Source organism: Sphingomonas sp. M1A8_2b (assembly GCF_053345535.1).
The window spans coordinates 853,134-870,980 of sequence record NZ_JBKFAH010000002.1 but is presented as its reverse complement, the minus strand read 5'-3'; the positions used below and the strand labels follow the sequence as shown (position 1 = coordinate 870,980).

The following is a 17,847-nucleotide window of genomic DNA, read 5'->3' as shown; positions in this document are numbered from 1 at the left end:
CGCGACTTACTGACCGGCGACGGTTTTGGCTGCCGGTGCGACTGGGTCCGACGGAGCCGTGGGCTTCCGTCTGACGCCATTGAGGTCTGCTCCGGAAGGCTTGACCGCGGGATCTGCTGCGGCGGGCGGCGGGGCCGCGATCTTTGTTCCCGGCGGCTGGAGGCACTGCGACGGATCCGGGCGCTTGTACTCGCGGCAGTTCCACAACGCCCGTTCATAGCCGTTCGATCGATCGCGCAGATAACTGAACGTCAGCGAGGTCATCTGCGCGGTATCGAGCGGCAGCGACGTGGGCACCTTCGTGCCGTCGAGCCATGCCATGTACCGACAGAAGGACCGGTTGCCGCACGACTGCGTCGCGGCCGTCACGAGCGTGTCCAGCGATTGCCCGCGCGGGAACACGACGACGACGGTATCCGCGTCGATGCGCCGCGCGGAGGCGTCATCGGCGCCAGCGTCATCCGAGTCCGCGGCCGTGACGAACCCCATCGCCGCGGAGGCCTCGGCCAACGCCGCCTGGGCCTCGTCGAAGGCCGCGCCGGTCTTGTGCGCGTCTGACAGGCTGGCCAGCTGAGTGATCACCGGTTCGACGGTTTCGGGATGACGGCCGAACGCCGCCGGTGTGCCCCACCAGCCGGACCAGCGGAAGAACAAGTGCGTGTGCACCGCGGTGATCTTGTCCAGGCTCGACTGCCAATAGGGCACGACCCAGTCGGTATGGTAGTGCGTGGCATAGCCGACCTGGCTGAACACCGCGCCGCCGAGCGCCGCGGTGGCGACCTCGCGCGCGCGGCGCCAGGCGTCCTCGGTCGGGTGCCAGCGGGTGATCGCGCCGTCGCAGCTGAAGCTGAACTGGCAGCCGGTGGTGCGGTCCTGCCCCTCGAATACCACGCCGCAGACGGTCTTCGGAAAGGCGGGATGGCGCAAACGGTTCAGAACGACCTGCGCCACTGCGCGTTCGCCGAGCGTGTCGTCGCCGGCTTCATAGAGGATGCCCGCGGCCATGCAGTCCATTGCCCGCGCGCGATCGTCCGGCGCGCCGGCGAAGTGGAACGGCTTGGCCGCCGGGTTCGGCTCGGTCGAGAACGGGACGGTCGCGTTGAAGGCGCGGGCGTCGGTCGGGGTCAGGTCGACGAACTTCAACGGTTCGACCTGTGGGACCTCGGCCTTCGGCACGACGCGCCGCGGCGGCAGTGCCACGCGCTTCGTCGGGACGATAACGGGCGCATTGGCCACCACCAGCGCCGGGCCGACGATGGCGAGCCCGGCGATTGCCGTCAGAACGACGTGCAGCGCGGTCGAACCGCGCGCGGAGGAGGACGGCGCGCCGCGCGCGGAAGAAGGAACGCTCACTGTTCGGGCAGGAAGTCCGGAACCGACAGATAGCGCTCGCCGGTGTCGTAATTGAACCCGAGAACCCGCACATTGTCAGGCAGGTCGGGCAGCTTCTGGAGGATCGCCGCGAGCGTCGCGCCGGAGCTGATGCCGACCAGCATGCCCTCTTCGGTCGCCGAACGGCGCGCCATGTCCTTAGCGACCGCGGCGTCGACCTCGATCACGCCGTCGAGCGCCTGGGTGTGGAGGTTGACCGGGATGAACCCTGCGCCGATCCCCTGGATCGGATGAGGCCCGGGCTGGCCGCCCGCGATGACCGGCGAGGCGGCGGGCTCGACCGCGTAGACCTTGAGCGACGGCCACTCCTTCTTCAGCGCTTCGGCGACGCCGGTGATGTGGCCGCCGGTGCCGACGCCGGTGATGATCACGTCGATCGGCGTCTCGCGGAAGTCGGCGAGGATTTCCTGCGCCGTCGTCGCGACATGCACCGCGATGTTCGCGGGGTTTTCGAACTGCTGCGGCATCCATGCACCGGGGGTCTGCTGGACGAGTTCGAGCGCACGCTCGATCGCGCCCTTCATGCCCTTCTCGCGCGGGGTCAGGTCGAAGGTCGCGCCGTAGGCCAGCATCAGGCGGCGGCGTTCGATCGACATGCTTTCGGGCATGACGAGAACGATCTTGTACCCTTTGACCGCCGCGACGAGCGCCAGGCCAATGCCGGTATTGCCGCTGGTAGGCTCGATGATCGTGCCGCCGGGCTGGAGGTGGCCGTCCTTTTCCGCCGCCTCGATCATCGCGAGCGCGATACGGTCCTTGATCGAACCGCCGGGGTTCGAGCGCTCGGACTTCACCCAGACTTCGGAATCGGGGAACAGCTTCGACAGGCGGACGTGCGGCGTGTTGCCGATCGTGTCGAGAATCGAGGTGGCCTTCATGGCTTGGCGTCTCCGTGCTGAGGTTCGGTCTCTAACATCTCGGGGGGATCAAAGGTTTTTGCCGCCCTGAGTTCCGGGAACAGTCGCGCCCAGCCGATCGTGATCGCAATAGCGCCGACGCCGCCAAATACCACTGCGCCGACCGGGCCGAGCAGCGAGGCCATCACCCCGCTCTCGAATTCGCCGAGTTCGTTCGAGGCGGAGATGGTCAATTGCGACACCGCGCTGACCCGGCCGCGCATCGCGTCCGGCGTGTGGAGCTGGATCAGCGACTGGCGGACATAGACCGAGATCATGTCCGCGCCCCCCGCGACGATGAGCGCGACGAGGCTGAGGATGAAGGCGGGGTTGACGGGCACGCCGGCGATGGAGGCGGGCTCGAGCCCGAACAGCGCGACGATCGGGGTGGCGAGACCGAAGGTGAGGATGCCGAGGCCGAACACGACGACTGCGATCAGCATCTTGATGCCGACATTCGTGCTCATCGGCCGGACCGAGAACCACACGGCGGTGACCGCCGCGCCGATGCCCATGCCGGCCGCGAGCACGCCGAGCCCCTGCGATCCGACGTGCAGGATATCACGCGCATAGACCGGCAACAGCGACGTCGCGCCCGCCAGCAGCACCGCGAACAGGTCGAGCGTGATCGTCGCCAGCACCAGCCGGTTGCGGCGGACATAGCTGAAGCCCTCGATGATGCGGGCGAGCGGGCGGTGGTCGGTCTGCGTCGCCGGCTGCGGCACCGGGCCGATCAGGAACATGAAGACGAGCGCCACCAGGAACAGCAGCGTTGCGACGCCGTACGCGACCTCCGGGTGGATCGCGTACAGGAGCCCGCCGACGCTGGGTCCGGCGATCGTGCCGACCTGCCACGCGATCGAACTCACCGCGATCGCGGTCGGGAGGACCGCGCGGGGGACGAGGTTGGGGGCAAGCGCGGAATAGGCCGGCCCGGAAAAGGCACGGGCTATCCCGAATGCGACCGCGGCGACGAACAGCACGCCGAGGCTCAGATGGCCCGACCAGGTCAGCAGCCAGAGCGTGGCGGCGGTCAGTACCAGGAGTGCGGTCGTGGCGCGGACGATCCAGCGGCGATCGAAGCTGTCCGCGACGAGGCCGGTGATCGGGGTCAGCAGGAACAGCGGCACGAACTGCGCGAACCCGATCATGCCGAGCATAAAGGCGGCCTGGCGGATGTCCATCGTCTCGCGGGCGAGGTTGTAGACCTGCCACCCGATCACGATCGACATCGCGCTGACGGCGATCGTGCCGGTGAAGCGGGACAGCCAATAGGCGCGGAAATTGGCAATGCGAAGCGGATGCGGTTGCGGATCGATCGTTGAAGCCATTGCGGGTGGCTTTAGGCCTCGTCGAGAGCGCAGGGCAACCGGAGCTTTGCTTGGGGCGGGGATAGCAGTGGAATCGGCGTCATTCGGGGGGATGGCGTGCATACCCCAGACGGGAATTGATGTTCCGCCCCGTCCGCGCCTATAGGCTCCCTCAACTCCCCTACGGAAAACGAGGTTTCCCACATCGTGGCCAAGACCCCCCCACCAGCACGCGCAATCGCCGAACCGCCGATTACGAACCGCGAACGACCGGCCGAACCAAAGCCGTACGAAGCGTCGAAGGACGAACTGCTCGAAATGTATCGGCAGATGCTGCTGATCCGCCGTTTCGAGGAAAAAGCGGGCCAGCTCTATGGCTTGGGCCTGATCGGTGGCTTCTGCCATCTCTACATCGGTCAGGAAGCGGTCGCTGTCGGCCTGCAGTCCGCGCTCAACGGCGAGACCGATTCGGTGATCACCGGCTACCGCGATCACGGCCATATGCTTGCCTACGGGATCGACCCGAAGGTCATTATGGCCGAGCTGACCGGGCGCAATTCGGGGATCTCGAAGGGCAAGGGCGGGTCGATGCACATGTTCTCGACCGAGCATAAGTTCTACGGCGGCCACGGCATCGTCGGTGCGCAGGTGTCGCTCGGCACTGGCCTCGCGTTCAAGCATAAATACTCGAACGACGGCGGCATCTGCATGGCCTATTTCGGCGATGGCGCCGCGAACCAGGGCCAGGTGTACGAGAGCTTCAACATGGCCGAGCTGTGGAAGCTCCCGATCATCTTCGTGATCGAGAACAACCAGTACGCGATGGGCACCAGCGTCAATCGCGCCTCCGCCGAGGACCAGCTGTATCGGCGCGGTGAGAGCTTCCGCATTCCCGGCATCCAGGTCGATGGCATGGACGTGCTGGCGTGCCGCGGTGCCGCCGAGGAAGCACTAGCCTGGGTCCGCGCGGGCAAGGGCCCCGTCATCCTCGAGATGAAGACTTACCGTTACCGTGGCCACTCGATGTCCGATCCGGCCAAGTACCGCACGCGCGACGAGGTCCAGGCGGTCCGCGACAAATCCGATCCGATCGATCACATGAAGAAGCTGCTCGACGCGCAGGGCGTGACCGAGGCGGACCTCAAGTCCCTTGAACAGGAAATCAGGAAAATCGTGAACGAAGCCGCCGATTTCGCCGAGCAGACCCCGGAGCCGGATGCTGCCGAGCTCTACACCGACGTTCTGGTGGAGAAGTACTGATGGCGATCGAGATCAAGATGCCCGCGCTCTCCCCGACGATGGAAGAGGGCACGCTGGCCAAGTGGCTCGTCAAGGAAGGCGACAGCGTCAAGTCGGGCGACATCCTCGCCGAGATCGAGACCGACAAGGCGACGATGGAGTTCGAGGCGATCGACGAAGGCACGATCGGCTCGATCGCGGTTGCCGAGGGCACCGACAACGTGAAGGTCGGCACTGTCATCGCGACGATCCTCGAAGAGGGCGAGAGCGCGAGCGACCAGAAGCCTGCGGAAGCACGCTCCGGTGATGCGGCCAACGCCGCGCCAAAGGAAACGCCGTCGGACGACAAGGCTCCCCCGGTTCCCGAAGGCGCGTCGCCGGCCAAGGCCGAGAGCGGCACGCAGCAGCTCGTCGCGTCCGCCGAGAAGGTCGGCATCTCCGACCCGGCGATCCCCGAGGGAACCGAGATGGTCAAGACGACCGTCCGTGAAGCCCTTCGTGATGCGATGGCTGAGGAAATGCGCGAGGACGACCGCGTCTTCGTGATGGGCGAGGAAGTCGCGCAGTATCAGGGCGCGTACAAGGTCACGCAGGGGCTGCTCGACGAGTTCGGCGACCGTCGCGTCATCGATACGCCGATCACCGAATACGGCTTTGCCGGTATCGGCGCAGGCGCGGCGATGGGCGGCCTTCGCCCGATCGTCGAGTTCATGACCTTCAACTTCGCGTTGCAGGCGATCGACCACATCATCAACTCGGCTGCCAAGACCAACTACATGTCGGGTGGCCAGATGCGCTGCCCGATCGTGTTCCGTGGTCCCAACGGCGCGGCGTCACGCGTGGGTGCGCAGCATTCGCACAACTTCGCGGCGTGGTATGCAAGCGTCCCCGGCCTGATCGTGATCGCGCCGTATGACGCGGCCGATGCGAAGGGCTTGCTCAAGGCCGCGATCCGCACCGAGGATCCGGTCGTGTTCCTCGAAAACGAGCTGATGTACGGCCGCAGCTTCGACGTCCCCAAGCTCGACAACCACGTCCTGCCGATCGGCAAGGCGCGGATCGTCCGCGAGGGCAAGGACGTGACGATCGTCAGCTACTCGATCGGCGTGGGCATCAGCCTCGAAGCCGCCGAGAAGCTCGCCGAGGAAGGCATCGACGCGGAGGTCATCGACCTCCGCACGCTGCGCCCGCTCGACACCGAGACGGTCCTGAAGAGCCTCGCCAAAACCAACCGCATGATCATCGTCGAAGAGAATTGGGCGACCTGCTCGATCGCTTCGGAGATCGTCTCGGTGGTGATGGAACACGGCTTCGACGACCTCGACGCCCCGGTGCTGCGCGTTACCAACGAAGACGTGCCGATGCCCTATGCGGCAAACCTCGAAAAGCTGATGCTGGTCGACGTTGCGAAGGTCGTGAAGGCGGTGAAGAAGGTTACGTATAAGTAATAACGCTTCTCGTGTCCACCGCTCACTGCGTGATGCGAGCGGTGGACACGGCTTGCGAGAAGAGACGGTTGAGCGCGGTCGATATGTCGTCGTCGGTCGTTACTTTATAATACAGCCCGTCCGACGAGCAGGTCTGGAGCGCGGGCTCGACTTGACTGAGATATGGCACGACGTTGTCTTGGGACCATTGGTCACCATCCATAGAGCTCTTCAGATACTCGGTATATAGAATGGCGATGCGTATTCCCCGCGCCTTGACTGTCGTGCACCAGGATGTGTCGATCGGGATCTCGGGCCGTCCAGACGATCGCTGTTCATCGCGCATGCCGTCGGTAATCACGAACATGATCGACTGAGGCTTGTCGGTGAGAGCGTTGGTGCCGTTGCCGGGAGCAGGCATCAACGCGTTCATTCTGTTGAATGCGTCACTTGTCGCCGTGTCGGTGTCGTTGTTGCAGAACTTGTTCGTCGGGCAGCCGTTGTTGTAATAGAGCGAAGTCTGCGCTTGTGACGCCTTGTCCGATACGGACTGAAGATTTGACGTCAGTTGTGACAGCATTTTGAAGCTGTTGTTGGCGCGAGAATCCGAGGCCGCAAACGTATACATGGCCGCACGATAGTCGGCATTGTTGTTGTTCGACGTCTGAGTGGCCTGCGTCATCATCGACTGGACCGCTTTGCGCGCCTCGTCGACCCGCAGCGGAATACCGTACGAAAGGGCGACGCCGTAATAGTCGGTATACGACCCATTTTTAGCGCGTGCGGTCGCGTCATTGGTCGAGTGGCAGGCGAAGGCACAGCCGTTGGTCCGCGCACGCAATTGCGTGATTCCCGCGGAGGTCGCGGGGAACGCCATCGATCCCGACGTATCGAGCAGGACGTAGAAATCGATGTTCGGCGCGACCTTCGCGTTGGTCGTCGACGATCCGCTGATCGGCAGCGTCGCCATGCCCAGCACGCCTGCGAAGCTGTTCTGCGACCGCGCCTTGTAGCTGACGACCGCAGTACGATTGATTCCCGTCGAGTTGGTCTGCGTGATGACGATCTTGAACGCACCGTAATCATAGGAGGCCATGGTCGCGTTCGACGTGAAGACCGGGCCCGTCAGGGTATATTCCAGTCCCTTGATGTTGGACGCCTGCGACGTGAACATGGTGTACGCGGCAAGTGCGCTCGCTTCCCTCGTCTGGCTCATCATCGGCGTGGTGACAGCGGCAAGCGCAGCGGCGTCCGCGACGGCGTTAAGCTTGGTTCTAAGCCGCGCGGCGCCCGAATAATCGATCGCCATGCCTGTCGCGAACACCATCGGAATCGTGGCAAATCCCATGATCATCAGCACGTTACCGCGCCGATCTCGTATCAATCGCCGTATCGAGGATCTGAGGGACATCGTCATGGTCTTGTACCGGTTTTCGGGAGAGTGATGAACGGGCCTTTCACGAGTGCGTGATCGTGCTGGAACCGCGCGGGCTCATGATGATCGTTTCGGTCAGGGGGATCGTGCCAATATACGTGGCGCCGAAACTCGGATTGTACGTGTAGACCACCTGCGCGACGATCAGCGACGTGCCGGGCTGTTTGATGGCGAGCGGCAGGTTGAACGCAGTACCCGGCTTGAGGCCGTTGGTATTCTTCCCATCGCTCCAGGCGACAGTGGATCTGGCAAGCGCGTCGGTCGTCACCAGTGTTACCGTCATGGTGGCGGCATCCGCGGAATAGGGCGCCAGCACCTGCTGGCTAGCGTTCAGGATGGTATCGAGATCGGAGTCGGACACCACGGTATATTGCGAAGTCAGATCGGCGATCGTCCGGGCCGCCATGGTGACCTTGCGATTGGCTGCCACGGCATCGCTCAACTGGAAGCTGCCCGTGAAAAGCAGGATCAGGAAAGGCAGGCAGATCGCGAACTCGATGAGCGAGACGCCCCGCGTATCGTGCGCCAGCCTGCCCAGCACCGCACCGTTCATGCGTATTGCTCCGTCTTGAAGACCGACGTTGCGATCAGCAGCCGTTTGTTGTTCGACATGTTCGAGATGTCGAACCCGAGCGGGCCATCGGCGACGTCCCACACGTACATCGTCTTGACGACGACGATGCTACCAGCGCCGCCCGGGGCGAATTGGAGGTTCGTCGGCTTGCCGGACGAGTCATACGTGATGGTCGGAGCGGCCGTATTGGCGTCCGAGAACGACGTCGCAACCCGCACATCGATCATCAGGTTCGCGCATTTCATGAAACTCGGAAGATCGGCGCAGACCGCGTTCTTGAACTGGGCCTGCGTCATGTTGGCCTGCTGCGCGTTGCCCGTCATCAATTTGCGCACCGAGTTTTCCGCGACGGTCTCGAGATTTTGCTGCGCAAAGAAGAACAGCGCGATCTGGATGATGGCGAGCAGGAGCGCGATGAACATCGGTGCAATGATCGCGAACTCGATCGCTGGTGAGCCACGCGTGTCGCAAACGATCGCCCGCCACGCCGGCCGCGATAGCTGGCGCCGTACCGGCATATCGTCGTAAAGCATCGTCATAGCTGATCTGAATCCACCCGAAATGCGTATCGCATGGGCGGCTTAAGGAATGTTTACGCCGTCGCCGGGTCCGCAGCGGCCACAACGGCGTATGGGTAGGAAATACCGATGACGACAAACCCTGAATTTGGGCTGGCCTTGGGTTATGCCGACCTCACCACACGCCCTGCGCTGGAGGCGTTGTTCGCGCTGGACGATACGCTGGGTGGGATCCTGCGGACGACGCGGGAGCCTTTGGTTGGGCAGATGCGACTGACGTGGTGGTACGAGGCGCTCGGGCGGCTCGACGGCGCGCTGGCGCCGGCCGAACCGGTGCTGACCGCGCTCCAGGCATGTGTCCTGCCGACCGGCGTGTCGGGGATGATGCTGGCGGGGATGACCGATGGCTGGGAGGCTTTGCTCGAGCCAGTGCTCGATGCCGCGGCCGTGGATCGGTTCGCGCGCGATCGGGGGCGGCGGTTGTTCGAGATGGCCGGCACGATGCTGTCGGTCGGCGACGCCCGGATCGGGCTGGCGGGCGAGGGCTGGGCGCTGGCCGACCTGTCGCAGCGATTGAGCGATGCGCCCAGTCGCACGTTGACTCGTACGCGAGCCGTGAAGGCGCTTGATGCCGCGTTGCGCGGGCGTTGGCCGGGCGGGGCGCGGGTGCTCGGCGCAATGGCTCTGTCGGCGCGGTTCGATATTTCTGCTGCGCCAACGCCGCCGGGTAGCCCGAAGCGGGTCGGCCGGTTGGCGTGGCATAGATTGACCGGATACTGACCATTCGTCTGGGGATCGTCCCATCCGGGGCCTAGCGTGCAGGCTTAGGCAATAGGGGCGACGGCGATGTGGCGATATCTGGCAGGCGGGGCGGCGGTGATCGCGTTGATCGTCGCGGGGTTCATGTTCTTCCACGGCGATGCGCGGCCAGGGCCGCTGCTGCCAGCGCAGCCGGTCTCGCAAGCCGGCGCGGCGGTCTCCGGCGATCCGCTACCCGATGCCGCCCCCGAAGCGACCGACAAGACGCGGGAACAGAAGCGCTTCGATCGCTACGACAAGGACCGCGATGCGACGATCACCCGCGAGGAGTATCTGGTCCAGCGACGCAAGGCTTACGCGCGGCTCGACGTCGATGGCGACGGCAAGCTGTCGTTCGACGAATGGGCGGTCAAGGCGACGACCAAGTTCGCCGATGCAGACCGTGACAAATCGGGCACGATGACCGCGCCCGAATTTGCCACCACGGCGGTCAAGCGGAAGGGGCCAGCTCGGCTGAATTGTCCACCGGCTCAGGCTGTTGCGGAGGAGAGTTGAGCCACTGTGCGAGCGCTGCGCGACCGCGATCGGTGTACATCCGCTTGCGGTCGGTCTTCTTGGTCCGGCCGGGGATCGGCGGGAACAGGCCGAAGTTCACGTTCATCGGCTGATACGTCTCGGCCTCCGCGCCGCCCGTGATGTGGCCGAGGAGCGCGCCGAGCGCGGTCGCGTAGGGCGGCGGCGTCAACGTCTTGCCGTTGAGTTCCGCCGCGGCGAACAGTCCCGCGAGCATGCCGATTCCGCAGCTCTCTATATACCCCTCGCACCCGGTGATCTGGCCGGCGAAGCGGATGTTCGGGCGCGATTTCAGCCGCAGCGTCTCGTCGAGCAGTTCGGGTGAGCGGATGAACGTGTTGCGGTGCAGCCCGCCCAGCCGCGCGAACTCGGCATTCTCGAGGCCCGGGATGGTGCGGAACAGGCGGACCTGATCGGCGTGCTTCAGCTTGGTCTGGAAGCCGACGATGTTCCACAGCGTGCCCTGCGCATTGTCCTGCCGGAGCTGGACGACCGCGTGCGGCCAGCGCCCGGTCTTCGGGTTGTCGAGGCCGACCGGCTTCATCGGGCCATAGCGCAGCGTGTCGACGCCGCGTTCCGCCATCACCTCGATCGGCATGCAGCCGTCGAAATAGGGCGTATCCTTTTCCCAGTCCTTGAACGGGGTCTTCTCGCCGTCGACCAGCCCCTGGTGGAAGGCGAGATACTGGTCCTTGTCCATCGGGCAGTTGATGTAATCCTTGCCCTCGCCCTTGTCCCAGCGCGACGCGAACCACGCGGTGTCCATGTCGATCGAGTCGCGGTGGACGATCGGTGCGAGCGCGTCGAAGAACGCCAGCGCCTCGCGACCGGTTTCGGCGCCGATCCCGGCGGCAAGCGACGCCGCGGTGAGCGGACCCGTTGCGATGATCGTCGGACCATCCGGGAGTGCGTCGATTCGTTCGCGAACGAGGGTGATGTTCGGATGCTGGTCGATCGCCTCGGTCACGCTGTTCGAAAAATTGTCGCGGTCGACGGCGAGCGCGGAGCCGGCGGGGACGCGGTGGATGTCCGCCTGCCGCATGATCAGCGAGCCGAGCGTGCGCAGTTCCTGATGGAGCAGCCCGACCGCGTTGCTCTCGGCATCGTCCGAGCGGAAGCTGTTCGAGCAGACGAGTTCTGCGAGGCCGTCGGTCTGGTGCGCGGGGGTTTCTTCGCCGCTGCCGCGCATTTCGGAAAGGCGGACCTTGAGGCCCGCTTCGGCGAGTTGCCAGGCGGCTTCGGAACCGGCGAGGCCGCCGCCGATGACGTGAATATCGTGGGTCATTCCGGTCAGATAGCGCGGGACGCCTGTCGTGTCAGCGGTTGTCGTGTCGGCGCGGCAGTCCCACTTCGCTCCCATGACCCATCCCACGACAATCTTCACGATCGGCTACGAAGCCACGACGATGGCCGATTTCCTCAGCGCGCTGAAGGCGGCGGGGGTGGAGCGGGTGATCGACGTCCGCGCGCTCCCGTTGTCGCGGCGGCCGGGGTTTTCGAAGACGTCGCTGGCTGCGTCGTTGCGCGAAGTCGAGATCGACTATGTGCACCTGAAGGCGCTCGGAACGCCGAAGCGCGGGCGCGATGCGGCGAAGAGGGGTGACGTCGCGACCTTGACCGCGGTGTATGACGAGCAACTCGAATTGCCCGAGGCGCAGGCACAGGCCGCGATCATGCTGGGTTTGGCGGCGGAGAAGCCGAGCGCGCTGCTGTGTTACGAGCGCGACCCGTGTCATTGTCACCGGACACTGTTGTTGCAGGCGGTGGGCGAGGGGGCCGAGGTGGTGGATTTGTTTACCTGACTCGCGCCTGCTTCCCCTCCGTCACTCGGACCCTCTCCGTCATCCTGACGAAAGTCAGGACCTACAGCCAAACAAGGCACGCTCCGTAACCCTGGGTCCTGACTTTCGTCAGGATGACGGGAGTTGCATGATGCAAAACGTACTGCATGTTGCATTGCAGCACACCCTGCGCTAACCAACCCCCACTCGCTTGGACCCGGTGCAATTCCGGGTGGCTATTCCGGCCGCCGATCCGCCGGACAACGCACCGACGCCTTTCTCCCGAACCGCCCGCGCAATCGCCGCGGTTCTCGCGTCCTTTGCGGATTTACGCATGACATCACTCTCTCGTTACCGAGCCGAATGGTTCAGCGGCCCGACGGCTGCGCGCCGTGACGTTCTCGCCGGCATGGTCGGCACGTTCGCACTGATCCCCGAGGTCATCGCCTTCTCGTTCGTCGCCGGCATCGATCCCGAGGTCGGCCTGTTCGCCTCGTTCGTGATCGGCATCGTCATCGCCTTCGCCGGCGGCCGCCCCGCGATGATTTCCGGCGCGGCGGGCTCCGTCGCCTTGGTCGCCGCCGCGCTCGTCCACGCGCACGGCCTGCAATATCTGCTCGTCGCGACGATCCTCGCGGGCGCACTCCAGATTGCGTTCGGACTCGCCAAGCTCGACATCCTGATGCGGTTCGTCTCGAAGTCGGTCCATGCCGGCTTCGTCAACGCGCTCGCGATCCTGATCTTCTCGGCGCAGGTGCCGCAGATGGTCGGCGTCAGTTGGCAGGCTTATGCGATGATCGCCGGTGGTCTCGCGATCATCTACCTAGTCCCGCGAATTTCCAGCGCGATCCCGTCGCCGCTGATCTGCATCGTCGTCCTCACGGGAATCGCGATGTGGTTCCCGATGCCGCTCAAGACGGTCGGCGATCTCGGCCGCCTGCCCGATTCGCTCCCCTCGTTCGGCTTGCCCGACGTGCCCCTGACCTGGGACACGCTCCGGATCGTCGCGCCCTATGCGTTCGCGATGGCCGCGGTCGGCCTGCTCGAATCCATGATGACGGCCAGCGTGGTCGACGAACTCACCGAGACCACCAGCTCGAAGGCGCGCGAGTGCACCGGGCTCGGCCTCGCCAACCTCGCGGCGGGCGCGTTCGGCGGCATCGCCGGGTGCGGGATGATCGGCCAGACTGTCGGCAACGTCCGCTATGGCGGCACCGGACGGCTCTCCACGATGGTTGCGGGCGTGTTCCTGCTGATCGTCATGGTGCCGCTAAGGCCATGGGTCGCGCAGGTGCCGGTCGCGGCGCTGGTCGCGATCATGATCATGGTGTCGATCAGCACCTTCTCCTGGGGCTCGCTCCGCGATCTCGCGCGGCATCCCAAGATGTCGAGCGTGGTGATGGTCGCGACCGTCGTCGTCACCGTCGCGACTCACGACCTGTCGCTGGGCGTCGGGGTCGGCGTGCTGCTCAGCGGCGTGTTCTTCGCGTGGAAGGTCACGCGGCTGATGGACGTCGCGATCGATCACGACGTGGCAACCGACACGCGTATCTACCGGGTAAGCGGGCAGATCTTCTTTGCCAGCGCCGACATCTTCGCCGATCGCTTCGACCTGCGCGAGACGGCCCGCGCCGTCCGCATCGACCTGACCGCCGCGCATCTGTGGGACGTCACCGCGGTCGGCGCGCTCGAAACTGTCGTCGATAAGCTCCGCCGCCACGGCCGCGAGGTCGAGGTCATCGGCCTCAACACGGCGAGCGCAACGCTGGTCGATCGCCATGCCCCGCTGATGATGGATCCGATCGGAGGCTAGTGCTCGATCTTTGGGGCGGGCGAGAAATACGATGCTGTACGCGCCGCCCCGACGCCCTACGTCGGAGGAGATGACGAAAACTTCAGATACCGGACCCGTGTCGCTCACGCATCTCCAGCGGCTCGAGGCGGAAAGCATCCATATTCTGCGCGAGGTCGTCGCCGAGTGCGAGCGCCCGGTGATGCTCTACAGCGTCGGCAAGGACTCCGCGGTGATGCTGCATCTCGCGCGGAAGGCCTTCTATCCGTCGCCACCACCATTCCCGCTGCTGCATGTCGATACGACGTGGAAGTTCAAGGCGATGTACGATCTGCGCGACCGGATGGCGGCGGAGAGCGGCATGGAGCTGCTCGTCTACAAGAACCCCGAGGCCGAGGCGCGCGGGATCAACCCGTTCGATCATGGTGCGCTCCACACCGATATGTGGAAGACCGAGGGGCTGAAGCAAGCGCTCGACCTCCACGGCTTCGATGCGGCGTTCGGCGGCGCGCGGCGCGACGAGGAGAAGAGCCGCGCGAAGGAACGCGTCTTCTCGTTCCGTGCGGCGCATCACCGCTGGGATCCCAAGCAGCAGCGCCCCGAACTCTGGAACCTCTACAACGCGCGCAAAGCGAAGGGCGAGAGCATCCGCGTCTTCCCGATCTCGAACTGGACCGAACTCGACGTCTGGCAATATATCCAGATCGAGGACATTCCGATCGTCCCGCTCTATTTCGCCGCGCCGCGCCCCACGGTCGAGCGCGACGGCATGCTGCTGATGGTCGACGATGATCGCTTCCGCCTGGAACCCGGCGAGGTGCCGGTCGAGCGCTCGATCCGTTTCCGTACGCTAGGCTGCTATCCGCTGACCGGCGCGGTAGAGAGCGAGGCGGCGAGCCTGTCCGCGGTGATCCAGGAGATGCTGCTGACCACCACCAGCGAACGCCAGGGCCGCGCGATCGACCGCGACGCGGGCTCGGCGAGCATGGAGAAGAAGAAGCAGGAGGGCTATTTCTGATGGCTACGCGCACGCAGGAGTCCGCCTATCAGGTGCAGGACATCATCGCCGAGGACATCGACGCCTATCTGCTCCAGCATCAGCACAAGAGCCTGCTGCGGTTCATTACCTGTGGGTCGGTGGACGACGGAAAGTCGACGCTTATCGGGCGGTTGCTGTATGATTCTAAGATGATCTTCGAGGATCAGCTCGCCGCGTTGGAGAGCGATTCGAAGAAGGTCGGCACGCAGGGTGGCGAGATCGACTTCGCGCTGCTGGTCGACGGGCTCGCTGCCGAGCGCGAGCAGGGCATCACGATCGACGTCGCCTATCGCTATTTCTCGACCGAGAAGCGCAAGTTCATCGTCGCGGATACGCCGGGGCACGAGCAGTACACGCGCAACATGATCACCGGCGCGTCGACCGCCGATCTTGCGGTGATCCTGGTCGATGCGCGCAAGGGCAACCTGACGCAGACCAAGCGGCACAGCTATCTCGCGCACCTGATCGGCATCCGGCGCCTCGTGCTGGCGGTGAACAAGATGGACTTGGTCGACTACGACCAGGCCACCTACGACCGGATCGTCGCGGACTATGCGGCGTTTGCGGAGTCGATCGGGATTGCCGGCTTCACGCCGATGCCGATTTCGGGGTTCAAGGGCGACAACATTACAGCCGCGAGCGCGAATACGCCCTGGTACGACGGGCCGACGCTGATCGACCATCTCGACACGGTGACGCTCGACGTCAGCGAGGATCAGGGGGGCGCGTTTCGGATGCCGGTCCAGTGGGTCAACCGCCCCAATCTCGACTTCCGGGGCTTCTCTGGGCTGGTCGCGAGCGGATCGATCGCGCCGGGTGACGCGGTGCGCATCCTGCCGGGCGGGCGCACCTCGACCATCGCCCGCGTCGTTGCGTTCGGCGGTGATCTGCCGAGCGCGGTCGCCGGGCAGTCGGTGACGCTGACGCTCGCGGACGAGATCGATTGCTCGCGCGGTGACGTGATCGTTGCCGCAGACTCGCCACCCGAGGCCGCCGATCAGTTCGAGGCGACCGTCGTGTGGATGGCGGACGAGGAGATGCTGCCGGGACGTCCCTATTGGCTGAAACTCGCCACGCAGACCGTGACGGCGACGGTTCAGCAGCCGAAATACCAGATCAATGTCAACACGATGGAGCGGCTTGCTGCCAAGACGCTCGAACTGAATGCGATCGGTATCGCCAACCTCTCGACCGACCGACCGCTGGTATTTGAACCCTATGCCGACAATCGTCAGCTCGGCGGGTTCATCCTGGTCGATAAGATCACCAACGCGACGGTCGCGGCGGGGATGCTGCACTTCTCGCTCCGGCGCGCGCAGAACGTGCATTGGCAGGCGACCGATATCGGCCGGGAAGCGCACGCCGCGCTGAAGAACCAGAAGGCGGCGGTGCTGTGGTTCACCGGGCTGTCGGGCGCGGGCAAGTCGACGATCGCCAATCTGGTCGAGATGAAGCTCGCTCGGATGAACCGGCACACCTTCCTGCTCGATGGCGACAATGTACGCCACGGGCTGAACCGCGACTTGGGCTTTACCGATGCCGACCGGGTCGAGAATATCCGCCGCGTCGGCGAGGTCGCCAAGCTGATGACCGATGCCGGGCTGATCGTGATCACCGCGTTCATCTCGCCATTCCGCGCCGAGCGCGAGATGGTGCGGCAGATGATGGCGCCGGGCGAGTTCATCGAGGTGCATATCGACACGCCGCTTGCGGAAGCCGAACGGCGCGACGTGAAGGGGCTCTATGCCAAGGCGCGGGCGGGCAAGCTGGCCAACTTCACCGGGATCGACTCACCCTATGAAGCGCCGGCGAACCCGGAGATCCGGATCGACACGACGGGGATGACCCCGGACGAGGCCGCCGACGTGATCGTCGCGATGCTCATTCCATGAGCGCGATGACCGACGGCGAACTCGCCGCGCATCTGGCCGAGACGGCAGGGCGGTTGCTGCTCGAAGTGCGGCGGTCCGGCGTGTTTTCGCCCGGTGCGCTCGGCAAGGCTGGGGACGAGACCGCGAACGCGTTCCTCGTCCATGCGTTGCAGGATGCGCGACCGGACGACGGTCTGTTGTCCGAGGAGCGCCGATGCGACGGCACGCGTAATGCAATGTCGCGCGTGTGGATCGTCGATCCGGTCGACGGCACGCGCGAATATGGCGAGGCGCGCGACGACTGGGCGGTGCACGTCGCGCTCGCGATCGACGGCGTCGCCACGATTGGCGCGGTCGCGCTGCCGGGACTGGGCATCGTGTTGCGCTCGGACCAGCCTGCGCCGGTGCCGCCACCAGGTGATCCCCTACGGATGGTCGTCAGCCGAACGCGGCCGGCGCCCGAGGCGGTGAAGGTCGCCGAAATGCTCGGCGCGACGTTGATCCCGATGGGCTCGGCGGGTGCTAAGGCGATGGCGGTGGTTCGCGGCGAGGCGGACGTCTACCTGCACTCGGGCGGTCAGTATGAATGGGATTCGGCCGCGCCGGTCGCGGTGGCGTCAGCGTTTGGGCTGCATTGCAGCCGGATCGACGGGTCGCCGTTGGTGTATAATTGTCGGGATGTCTACATGCCCGACCTGCTGATCTGCCCCGTCGCACTACGGGATCGGGTGATGGCGGCGATCGGGGCGTAACTCAATTCCCGATCCTCCCCCGCAAGGGGGAGGTGTCGCGAAGCGACGGAGGGGGAGGTCAGGGAAACCGCCGTTGCGTGTCCTCCCCTCCGTCAGGCTGCGCCTGCCACCTCCCCCTTGCGGGGGAGGATCATTAGGGCGCTTCTTACTGCTGCGGTGTCGTGTCGTTCCCGGCGGGCGCTTCGTCGCGGTTGATTCGCGCGGTCATCCCCGTCGCGTCCGCATCGTCCTGCATCTGTTCGTCGGGCGTGATCGGCTTCTCGCGCGGCGGCTCGACCACCGCCGGGGCAGGCGGTGGAGTCTCGGCCGGTGCCGCCTCGACCGGGGCGGGGGCTGCCTCGGTTTCGGTCACGCCGGTATCCTCGACCATGTTGGTGTCCGTCGGCGGCTGCTCGGGCTCGGAGCGCGAGCAGCCGGCCAGCGCCATCGCGGCGAGCAGGCCACCGGCGATGGCGGTACGGGTGCGGGTGGAGATCGTCATGACAGTGT

Annotated in this window: 17 protein-coding genes and 1 other annotated feature; of the genes, 9 read left to right on the top strand and 8 right to left on the bottom strand. The window is 65.2% G+C overall.

Going from position 1 to position 17,847, the window contains the following annotated elements:
- Positions 1-6: 6 nt before the first annotated feature.
- The 3 genes from ACLBWL_RS12115 to ACLBWL_RS12105 are packed head-to-tail and all read right to left on the bottom strand — an operon-like array spanning position 7 to position 3,619.
- Positions 7-1,353 carry a cell wall hydrolase gene (locus ACLBWL_RS12115; protein WP_447793318.1) on the bottom strand — a complete coding sequence of 449 codons (1,347 nt, stop codon included), beginning with the start codon at positions 1,351-1,353 and terminating at the stop codon, positions 7-9.
- Positions 1,350-2,270, bottom strand: a complete 921-nt coding sequence (gene cysK, locus ACLBWL_RS12110) for a cysteine synthase A (protein ID WP_447793317.1) — start codon at positions 2,268-2,270, stop codon at positions 1,350-1,352. Before cysK ends, ACLBWL_RS12115 begins: the two co-directional genes overlap by 4 nt.
- Positions 2,267-3,619 carry an MFS transporter gene (locus ACLBWL_RS12105; protein ID WP_447793316.1) on the bottom strand — a complete coding sequence of 451 codons (1,353 nt, stop codon included), beginning with the start codon at positions 3,617-3,619 and terminating at the stop codon, positions 2,267-2,269. Before ACLBWL_RS12105 ends, cysK begins: the two co-directional genes overlap by 4 nt.
- A gap of 186 nt (positions 3,620-3,805) precedes the next feature.
- Here ACLBWL_RS12105 and pdhA point away from each other — a divergent pair, with 186 nt between their 5' ends.
- Both pdhA and ACLBWL_RS12095 read left to right on the top strand, forming a co-directional pair.
- On the top strand, positions 3,806-4,858 hold the full coding sequence (pdhA, locus tag ACLBWL_RS12100) for a pyruvate dehydrogenase (acetyl-transferring) E1 component subunit alpha (RefSeq protein ID WP_056048766.1): 1,053 nt from the start codon (positions 3,806-3,808) through the stop codon (positions 4,856-4,858).
- On the top strand, positions 4,858-6,285 hold the full coding sequence (locus tag ACLBWL_RS12095; protein ID WP_353464417.1) for a pyruvate dehydrogenase complex E1 component subunit beta: 1,428 nt from the start codon (positions 4,858-4,860) through the stop codon (positions 6,283-6,285). Before pdhA ends, ACLBWL_RS12095 begins: the two co-directional genes overlap by 1 nt.
- 22 nt (positions 6,286-6,307) lie before the next feature.
- On the opposite strand, the gene ACLBWL_RS12090 is transcribed toward ACLBWL_RS12095, so the two are convergent.
- From ACLBWL_RS12090 to ACLBWL_RS12080, 3 genes are all read right to left on the bottom strand, one after another.
- A complete protein-coding gene (locus ACLBWL_RS12090) occupies positions 6,308-7,618 on the bottom strand; it encodes a pilus assembly protein TadG-related protein (RefSeq protein ID WP_447793313.1) in 1,311 nt (436 codons plus the stop codon).
- 103 nt (positions 7,619-7,721) lie between these two features.
- A complete protein-coding gene (locus ACLBWL_RS12085; protein ID WP_447793311.1) occupies positions 7,722-8,252 on the bottom strand; it encodes a TadE/TadG family type IV pilus assembly protein in 531 nt (176 codons plus the stop codon).
- Positions 8,249-8,812 (bottom strand): TadE/TadG family type IV pilus assembly protein, encoded by a 564-nt coding sequence (locus tag ACLBWL_RS12080; RefSeq protein ID WP_447793309.1) that lies wholly within the window; start codon positions 8,810-8,812, stop codon positions 8,249-8,251. Before ACLBWL_RS12080 ends, ACLBWL_RS12085 begins: the two co-directional genes overlap by 4 nt.
- Before the next feature lie 108 nt (positions 8,813-8,920).
- Between ACLBWL_RS12080 and ACLBWL_RS12075 the strand changes: the two genes are divergently transcribed.
- Positions 8,921-9,571, top strand: coding sequence for a squalene/phytoene synthase family protein (locus tag ACLBWL_RS12075; protein ID WP_447793308.1), 651 nt, complete (start codon positions 8,921-8,923; stop codon positions 9,569-9,571).
- A gap of 66 nt (positions 9,572-9,637) precedes the next feature.
- Complete coding sequence (locus tag ACLBWL_RS12070; protein ID WP_447793306.1) at positions 9,638-10,105, top strand: histidine kinase; 468 nt, start codon at positions 9,638-9,640, stop codon at positions 10,103-10,105.
- Here the strand turns inward: ACLBWL_RS12070 and trmFO are convergent.
- On the bottom strand, positions 10,041-11,408 hold the full coding sequence (gene trmFO / locus ACLBWL_RS12065; protein ID WP_447793304.1) for a methylenetetrahydrofolate--tRNA-(uracil(54)-C(5))-methyltransferase (FADH(2)-oxidizing) TrmFO: 1,368 nt from the start codon (positions 11,406-11,408) through the stop codon (positions 10,041-10,043). The two genes, ACLBWL_RS12070 and trmFO, sit on opposite strands and share 65 nt — an antisense overlap.
- 73 nt (positions 11,409-11,481) lie before the next feature.
- On the opposite strand from trmFO, the gene ACLBWL_RS12060 reads away from it, so the two are divergent.
- From ACLBWL_RS12060 to ACLBWL_RS12040, 5 genes are all read left to right on the top strand, one after another.
- Entirely contained in the window at positions 11,482-11,925 is a 444-nt protein-coding gene (locus ACLBWL_RS12060; RefSeq protein WP_447793303.1) for a DUF488 domain-containing protein, read from the top strand.
- Positions 11,926-12,114: 189 nt separating this feature from the next.
- Positions 12,115-12,170, top strand: a sequence feature (sul1 is cis-regulatory element that is thought to sense ions involved in sulfur or methionine metabolism; They are found in Alphaproteobacteria).
- Between the two features lie 68 nt (positions 12,171-12,238).
- Positions 12,239-13,717, top strand: coding sequence for a SulP family inorganic anion transporter (locus ACLBWL_RS12055; RefSeq protein ID WP_447793301.1), 1,479 nt, complete (start codon positions 12,239-12,241; stop codon positions 13,715-13,717).
- A gap of 70 nt (positions 13,718-13,787) precedes the next feature.
- Positions 13,788-14,714, top strand: a complete 927-nt coding sequence (gene cysD / locus ACLBWL_RS12050; protein WP_447793299.1) for a sulfate adenylyltransferase subunit CysD — start codon at positions 13,788-13,790, stop codon at positions 14,712-14,714.
- Positions 14,714-16,627: a sulfate adenylyltransferase subunit CysN gene (cysN, locus tag ACLBWL_RS12045; RefSeq protein ID WP_447793297.1), complete on the top strand. Its 1,914-nt coding sequence runs from the start codon at positions 14,714-14,716 to the stop codon at positions 16,625-16,627. Before cysD ends, cysN begins: the two co-directional genes overlap by 1 nt.
- Before the next feature lie 5 nt (positions 16,628-16,632).
- Complete coding sequence (locus ACLBWL_RS12040; protein WP_447793506.1) at positions 16,633-17,358, top strand: 3'(2'),5'-bisphosphate nucleotidase CysQ; 726 nt, start codon at positions 16,633-16,635, stop codon at positions 17,356-17,358.
- A gap of 145 nt (positions 17,359-17,503) precedes the next feature.
- Here ACLBWL_RS12040 and ACLBWL_RS12035 read toward each other — a convergent pair whose 3' ends face one another.
- Positions 17,504-17,839, bottom strand: a complete 336-nt coding sequence (locus tag ACLBWL_RS12035; protein ID WP_447793296.1) for a hypothetical protein — start codon at positions 17,837-17,839, stop codon at positions 17,504-17,506.
- Positions 17,840-17,847 lie beyond the last annotated feature (8 nt).

Coding starts and splice junctions, on each gene's coding strand:
- cysN (WP_447793297.1), top strand. CDS start 14,714: ATGGCTACGCGCACGCAGGAGTCCGCCTATCAGGTGCAGGACATCATC.
- ACLBWL_RS12040 (WP_447793506.1), top strand. CDS start 16,633: ATGACCGACGGCGAACTCGCCGCGCATCTGGCCGAGACGGCAGGGCGG.
- ACLBWL_RS12035 (WP_447793296.1), bottom strand. CDS start 17,839: ATGACGATCTCCACCCGCACCCGTACCGCCATCGCCGGTGGCCTGCTC.
- ACLBWL_RS12060 (WP_447793303.1), top strand. CDS start 11,482: ATGACCCATCCCACGACAATCTTCACGATCGGCTACGAAGCCACGACG.
- ACLBWL_RS12105 (WP_447793316.1), bottom strand. CDS start 3,619: ATGGCTTCAACGATCGATCCGCAACCGCATCCGCTTCGCATTGCCAAT.
- ACLBWL_RS12055 (WP_447793301.1), top strand. CDS start 12,239: ATGACATCACTCTCTCGTTACCGAGCCGAATGGTTCAGCGGCCCGACG.
- ACLBWL_RS12085 (WP_447793311.1), bottom strand. CDS start 8,252: ATGAACGGTGCGGTGCTGGGCAGGCTGGCGCACGATACGCGGGGCGTC.
- trmFO (WP_447793304.1), bottom strand. CDS start 11,408: ATGACCCACGATATTCACGTCATCGGCGGCGGCCTCGCCGGTTCCGAA.
- ACLBWL_RS12075 (WP_447793308.1), top strand. CDS start 8,921: ATGACGACAAACCCTGAATTTGGGCTGGCCTTGGGTTATGCCGACCTC.
- ACLBWL_RS12090 (WP_447793313.1), bottom strand. CDS start 7,618: ATGATCATGGGATTTGCCACGATTCCGATGGTGTTCGCGACAGGCATG.
- ACLBWL_RS12070 (WP_447793306.1), top strand. CDS start 9,638: ATGTGGCGATATCTGGCAGGCGGGGCGGCGGTGATCGCGTTGATCGTC.
- cysK (WP_447793317.1), bottom strand. CDS start 2,270: ATGAAGGCCACCTCGATTCTCGACACGATCGGCAACACGCCGCACGTC.
- ACLBWL_RS12080 (WP_447793309.1), bottom strand. CDS start 8,812: ATGACGATGCTTTACGACGATATGCCGGTACGGCGCCAGCTATCGCGG.
- ACLBWL_RS12095 (WP_353464417.1), top strand. CDS start 4,858: ATGGCGATCGAGATCAAGATGCCCGCGCTCTCCCCGACGATGGAAGAG.
- cysD (WP_447793299.1), top strand. CDS start 13,788: ATGACGAAAACTTCAGATACCGGACCCGTGTCGCTCACGCATCTCCAG.